Here is a 6907-nt window from a genome sequence, read left to right on the forward strand (position 1 = left end):
ATCTGCGTAAGGAATTCAGGATTTTGTGTCCAGTAGTCCATTAGTATTATATTGCTTTAACTCAGGCTCTGTAAGACTTTTAGCCATAGCTAGTATGTTTATACGGGGGAAGTTCAGGCATAATTAATTTTTGAGAGTGCAAAAATGAGAAAAATAGACATAAAATTGCATAAAATTCCTAAATAGAGCATTTAATTGATTAATGCTCATTCTTAATTCTCCTGACGACCGGCTCCTGAATCCTCACCTAAAGGAAGATTTTTGATTGTTACAAGAGGTGTAGTTATGTCTTTATCAATTCGAGTAATTATCCTAGTAGCGACGACAGTTTATCAGACGTTATCTGTTTGGTTAGAAGAACAAAAAGCACCGCCGGGTCATTTGATTAATCTGGGTAAATATCGCCTACATTTTTGTCTAGCGGGAACGGCTAGTCCCACTATTATTATTGACCATAGTTTAGGAGGAATTGAGGGATATTTTTTGATAGAAGAATTGTCACAATTAGCTAGGGTTTGTATTTATGATCGAGCGGGTTATGGTTGGAGCGATTCTAGTCCATATCCGCGAACTAGCTACCAAATTGTTCAGGAATTAGATCAATTACTAACCCAAGCAAAAATAGAACCGCCTTATATTTTAGTTGGTGATTCTTTTGGCAGTTATAATGCTCGACTGTATGCTCATCTGTTCCCAGAAAAAGTAGTAGGTTTGGTACTCACTGATGGTTTACACGAGAAAGGAATGCTGAAAATGTCGCCAGCATTAAAGGCATTAAAATTATTTTTCATCTCCGGATTTTGGATGTCGATTATCGGCTCAATTTTAGGCATTATCCGAGTTTTGAGAGTTCTAGGAGTTTTTGAATTATTAAAACCAGAATTACGTCGCTTTTCCCCAGATTCTTGTCATCGAGTTAAGCGTTCTTTCTGTCGCGCTAAACACTGGATGACGATGAGTAGAGAAATGTTTAATCTCGACCAAAGCGCTCGTCAGGTGAGTGAGGCTAACAATTTCGGTAATTTACCGATAGTTAGTATTAAAGCTAATTCTTTTTTTAAACCTTCCCTTTGGACTCGCTTTATTCCCCTAAAAAGTGCCAACCAACTCCGGGAGGAGATGCACCTGGAATTAGGCAAGTTATCCGGAGATTTTCTGCAAATACAAGCGGATAAAAGTAGTCATTTTGTCTGGATGGATCAACCGGATGTGATCATCGATGCGGTGAGAATTTTGCTTGACAAAATTAACTCTGTGTGCTAAGTAATTACTCACCGTTCGCTAATTTCTCGAACCGAAAATTTGGTAAATTGTCTTAAATGCAGTCTAGCAAACGCATTGAGTGTTCTACTCGGATATTTGTTAGTACAAAAAGACCATTTTGAGGTTAACGAATTGATTGGGGTTTGAGCGAGCCAATTGGAGATCGCACTCCCGACACTGTTCTACCTACCTTATTCGCTAAAAAGCATACAGTATAAAGGTAACAGCAATTTTAAAACCCTTCCCTTAAAAAATTAAGCGAACAATGAGTTGTGACACTTAGACTGCGGAGTATGGGACTTCTGCTGACGCTAAGATAAAGTCAAATCTCCCAATCACTTTAAAACCTTTGTGATAGGCGTTTGCATTTTAGAGCAGTAAATTAAACCTGACTCATTCTAGGAGTCGATAGCGATTAGTTTCAGCGACGTATTTCCGACCTGGAATTTCATCGGGGGGAATTTGATTGCGTAGCACTAGACGCATATCCCTGACAACGCGGGGGACATTCAGATAATAGCCATGCTCTGAAGGATCTGTAAAACTAGATACCACGCGGGTACAATCGATCGGATAGACATTGCGAGGAAGTTGTCGCGGCTGGATTGGACCATCTGTCCCCAGACGGGCGGTATTACCCTTAAGCTTATCACTGGCCCAAAGAGCGAGGTCGTTGCGGTTGAAATAGACACTTGTCCGGCGGGTGATCCGGGACAGAGACAACAATTTGTAGTCGAGATCGAAAGCATCATCATCCTCATCGGCTGCCATCATCAGAACCTGATCGAACAGTCTGGGCAGTTGGTTGCCGACTTGCCTTTTCAATTCCTGTAGAGCATGGCGCAAGACATAATTGCCCATGCTGTGGGCAGTGAGATGAAGTCTCTGTTGGCACCGCGCCTCAGTCTGATTAATGAAATCGGCAACTTTGAGGAAGCCGCGGGCAAATGCCGCCCCAGAAGCGGCAGCATCCAGGCGATCATTCTTGTAAGCGATCGCATTGGCGGCTCTCGGATCGGAAAACAGAAGCGCACCGTCTGAAGGCCAGGAAAACAAACATATATTCAATTTGAGGGGAGGCTCGGTATCGCCAGGGTCTCTGGCAGTCAACACTTGGTGCAGTTGAGCCGCAGCCGTTAGAGCGCTCCGAAATGAAACGTTGAAGCCGTGAATGAAGATCAATGTATCTTCCGCATTCTCGATCATCTGTTTGCGGACTTGCAGGGCGATCGCCTGACTGCCCAAAACGGGCGGATCACCCAGCAGATTTTCTGGGGCAACTTGGATTTGATACTGAGAAAAGTTCTCACCCGTTACCTCGGCTTTTCCAAAACGCAAGTTAGCCAGTCCATCCTGACTAAAGGTACTCCCGAAGTCAAAACCCGCCTCTAAATCATTTGAGGTAACCAGGTTGCGGTTTGTAGCAAAGTAAATCGTCGTCATCCAAAATCTCCATATTTTCTTCGGTTTTTTGGGAACAGGATAGGCTAAACCACTTTAGCCCATTGCCCCTCCTCTTTTCCCTGTCTAATCCCCTGTTCAACTATATTTTTAGTCTTGATTTACAAGGCTCTCAGAAATCAGCACAGATAAAGCATCCTCGGGAACCTTGATTCTGTAGTTTTTAGTTACACATCGGGTTGTCTAACAATTTTACTTCCCCTTTGCGCGGGTAGTTTTGCCAACTTTGGTGTTAGGGTTTATGTCTCCATCGTGCGTCAGGGTCAGCGACCATTTGTATGGTCATTTGGCACTCCCGTCACTAAAAGCGAGGGATTCTTAGTTCAACGAGTCCACTTAAATTAGATGCCTTGCGTTATCCAATCCAGATGTGGTTCTCTCCCTAAGCGTTACTTTTCGTATGCCCTACGATAGTTGTATTTCTACAAAATTTGCTTGAATTGAAGTGTTAGCTTCAAATACTCCTTTGTCTAGTTCCTACAAATATTTTACACCACGAGCAGGCTTTGGCCGTGAGATCAGCGTTCGACCGAGCGTTCATGTTAGTGAGCTTGTTGAACTACTGACTCATTGTTCGCTTAATTTTTTAAGGCAAGGGTTTTAAAATTGCTTTTACCTTTATACTGTATGCTTTTTAGCAAATAAGGTAAGTAGAACAGTGACGAAAGTGCGATCGCCAATGGGTTCGCTCAAACCCTAATCAATTCGTTAACCTCAAAATGGTCTTTTTGTACTAAAAAATATCCGAGTAGAACAATCAATGCGCTTGCTAGACTGCATTTGAGACAATTTACCAAATTTTCGGTTCGAGAAATAGCTCTCTTGGGTTTGGTGGGTAAAATGTATTCTAAGATACCTTCATCCTAGCGAGGGGGTGGAACGAACCACAAAGACACAAAGGACACAAAGATTGATCGATCCTATGTAAGTAAAACTTATCACACAGAACCTAGAAGAGCCGAGAAATGAGCGAACGGTGAGTTAATAGGATAAAATTAACTTCTTGGTTAGGATGGACGAGAGGCAAGAGATTCGATCGAGATTAGCTGAAATCCTAGAGACTTATTGCCTAATTAACTTTTGAGAGTTCAAAAATAGGAAAAATAGGCATGAAGCTATCGTTCATTCTTAATTCTCCTGACTACTGACGACCGGCTACTGACTCCTGACTCCTAACCCCACCAACAGACTTTTTGCCGCAAACCCTAATTATTGAGGGTAATAATCTCGGCGCTAAAACCCTGTCTAGTTAACTCTTGTAACCGTTGTTTAGCTTGGTATTGTTGCTGAAATAACCCCGCTTGAATAACATTTTCTCCTGCGCGGATAAATGCGAGGGGTTCAATTTCTTTAATTTTTGCCAACGCTTCCGCACTATTACTCCTAACTTCAACGCGAAAGAGTTGATTAGTAGCAATAACCCGCTGCTGTGGTGGGGGAGAAGGGGGTTTATTGGCGCGATTTTCAGGTCTGGGTGCCGGTGGATTGACAGTTGGACGAGGATGATTATTAATCACCGTAGCATCGGCGGGACGCACGGTAGCGGGAGCTTGAAAAACGTATTCTCTCAGGGGTTGATTACCGGAAACTGGGGCAGCCACCGGGGGGCGAACTGATGGAGAATTAACGAGGGGTAAATTTAAGGGTGAACATTGGGAACAATTAACAGCACTGGGACTGTCTGAACGTTTAGTTGGTTGTCTCACCGCCGGCGGTGGGGGCAAACGACGACCGGGATAAAGATTCTGGGCAAAAGATAAGTTGGCTTTTAGCAGCAGCGTTCCTTGAGCGATTATCCCGACTTTTAACCAAAATAGGCCCGAGAAAAACAGTAGGTTTGTTCTCATCATGCTGGTTTGTCCTCACACGAAATTTGGGTACACCATGTCCAAATTTTAAAGGAGGAGATGCTAGTCTAGAAAGTATATTGGTTAAAAATCATGACAAGGTTTATGGGAAAAGTTGTTGTCGGTCTATCGGGGGGAGTAGATAGCTCTGTTGCCGCTGCCGCCTTACACGCTCAAGGTTATGATGTTATTGGCTTGACCCTGTGGTTAATGAAGGGTAAAGGTCAATGCTGCTCCGAGGGAATGGTGGATGCGGCCTTTATTTGTGAGCAGTTGGGGGTTCCCCATCATATCGTCGATAGTCGCGAGCTTTTCCAAAAAGAAATTATTGATTATCTGGTTTCTGGTTACGAAGCGGGAATCACACCGCTGCCCTGTTCTCAGTGCAATAAAGCGGTAAAATTTGGGCCGATGCTGCATTATGCTAGGGAAACCTTAGAAACGGATACTATTGCCACCGGTCACTACGCTAGAATTCGTTTTTCTCCCGAAAATAACCGTTATCAACTGCTGCGCGCCGTCGATAAAAATAAAGATCAATCCTATTTTCTCTATGATCTAACTCAAGATGTACTGCGTGGGACTTTATTTCCCTTGGGCGAACAAACCAAGGCAGAAACCCGCAGGATTGCCCAGGAATTCGGCTTAAAAACAGCAGATAAACCCGATAGTCAGGATTTATGCTTGATTGAAGCTCATGGAACTATGCGCTCGTTCTTGGATAAGTATATCGCCGTTAGTGAGGGCGATATCGTCGATCTCGATGGCAAAGTTTTGGGTAAACATAGCGGTATCCATCATTATACGATCGGACAACGCAAAGGCATCGGCATCGCCGCCGCCGAACCTCTCTATGTGGTAAAACTGGATCCCGTCATGAATCGGGTTATCGTCGGTAATCGCGAAAGTGCCGTTAGTGCCGATTGTCTTGTCGGACGGATGAACTGGGTTTCTATTGCTGAACCTACCACCCCTATCCGCGCTCAAGTACAGGTACGTTATCGTTCTCCGGCCGTTCCCGTCAATGTTATTCCCCTAGAAAATGAGCAAGTGAAACTGGTTTTTGATCAACCACAATTTAGCATCACACCGGGCCAGGCAGCCGTGATTTATGAAGGGGAAATCGTTCTCGGTGGGGGGATTATCTCAGGAGCCACCCCATAGGGAGAGCCACCAATTCACAAAATAACCTGATTATGGTTCGGGGGTCATTCTGCCAATTAGGGACTCTCCCCAGCAGGTTGAGCTAAAAATTAACGACGGGGTACAGAAGCCTCGATGTTAATATTCATAGCGGAGACTCTTGGTACAGGATTGCCTTTGGCGCTACCGAGACCCCGGGCCATAGCCAAGAAGCTGGAAGGATCGCCGGCTTTGGGTTTTTGCTCTTGGGGAACATAGCGACGGACAGCATTCTGCCAAACGATTTGGGGGAAGCCCAAAATACCACGATAGTAGCCATCGTAGCGAGGCGAGGTGATGTTGAATGGACGTTCACCGATTTCGCGGCTGGCTAGGGTGCGACGACGTTGGTAGGGAACAGTATCATAACCAAAGCTTTGCAGATACTCGTCACTGTTGAGAAGTTGATCGACAAAACCTTGAATACCTTTGGTGGCAACGACAATCGACCAAGCAATTTTTTCTCTTTCGCTATAGACATCGCGACCGAGAACTCTTTGTACTACCTGTTCGACAAAGCGATAGTTGCTGTTTTTCTCGTAGAAGCTGTTATAGAAGGTTTTCGATAACAGTAAACCACGAATGAAATCCCGCACTGATAATTGTCCATTGCGTAATTGGGATTCGAGGAAGGGTTCCCGATCCCATTTGAAGGCATGGAAGAAAATCTGACGGTAAGCGGCTTCGATTAAATCGTCCAGGTCGGTAGGGGAGAGGACATTTTCCGTCGTGTAAACTTTCGGTTTTTCGTCTCCACCGACATCATAACCAGCTACCCGCACGTTTTGGGACTTGGGGGCGTAATTTAAAAGAGGAATGGCCAAGGGTAAACCTCCGTATCCTTAGAAATGCTTAAAAAACTTTCCTCCTAATGATAAGGGAGTAAGTGCCAACTAGAAAAGAAATATTAAAAATTCTTACAATTGTTAAGAAAACTTGCTTACCATCCGGGGTGTTGCGGGTTGGGATTTTGGGTGTTGGGGTGGTCACTGCGTGCGCGTTGCGGGGGGTGTTGGGGTATTAGTTGAGTTTCCCCATTTCCCCATTTCCCCATTTCCCCATCTCCTGTCTCCTGTCTCCTGTCTCCTGTCTCCTGTCTCCTGTCTCCTGTCTCCTGTCTCCTGTCTCCTGTCTCCTGTCTCCTGTCTCCTGTC

At 44.6% G+C, this 6907-nt stretch carries 6 protein-coding genes; 2 read left to right on the top strand and 4 right to left on the bottom strand.

Going from position 1 to position 6907, the window contains the following annotated elements; all coding sequences use genetic code 11:
- Window positions 1-285 precede the first annotated feature (285 nt).
- Window positions 286-1263 (top strand): alpha/beta fold hydrolase, encoded by a 978-nt coding sequence (locus IM500_RS06325; RefSeq protein ID WP_287737987.1) that lies wholly within the window; start codon window positions 286-288, stop codon window positions 1261-1263.
- Window positions 1264-1656: 393 nt separating this feature from the next.
- On the opposite strand, the gene IM500_RS06330 is transcribed toward IM500_RS06325, so the two are convergent.
- Both IM500_RS06330 and IM500_RS06335 read right to left on the bottom strand, forming a co-directional pair.
- Entirely contained in the window at window positions 1657-2706 is a 1050-nt protein-coding gene (locus tag IM500_RS06330) for an alpha/beta hydrolase (RefSeq protein ID WP_190357123.1), read from the bottom strand.
- 1223 nt (window positions 2707-3929) lie between these two features.
- Window positions 3930-4574 carry a hypothetical protein gene (locus IM500_RS06335; protein WP_287737988.1) on the bottom strand — a complete coding sequence of 215 codons (645 nt, stop codon included), beginning with the start codon at window positions 4572-4574 and terminating at the stop codon, window positions 3930-3932.
- A gap of 102 nt (window positions 4575-4676) precedes the next feature.
- On the opposite strand from IM500_RS06335, the gene mnmA reads away from it, so the two are divergent.
- The gene (gene mnmA / locus IM500_RS06340; protein WP_287737990.1) at window positions 4677-5735 is read left to right on the top strand and encodes a tRNA 2-thiouridine(34) synthase MnmA; all 1059 of its coding nucleotides are present in this window, start codon (window positions 4677-4679) and stop codon (window positions 5733-5735) included.
- Window positions 5736-5824: 89 nt separating this feature from the next.
- Here the strand turns inward: mnmA and IM500_RS06345 are convergent, their stop codons facing one another.
- Both IM500_RS06345 and IM500_RS06350 read right to left on the bottom strand, forming a co-directional pair.
- A complete protein-coding gene (locus tag IM500_RS06345; RefSeq protein WP_002744197.1) occupies window positions 5825-6577 on the bottom strand; it encodes a phycobilisome rod-core linker polypeptide in 753 nt (250 codons plus the stop codon).
- A 116-nt stretch (window positions 6578-6693) separates the two neighbouring features.
- A partial coding sequence (locus IM500_RS06350) for a hypothetical protein (RefSeq protein ID WP_287737989.1) occupies window positions 6694-6907 on the bottom strand: 214 nt, incomplete at its 5' end.

The sequence above is a fragment of the Microcystis sp. M179S2 genome, from assembly GCF_020245805.1.
Lineage (GTDB): Bacteria > Cyanobacteriota > Cyanobacteriia > Cyanobacteriales > Microcystaceae > Microcystis > Microcystis aeruginosa.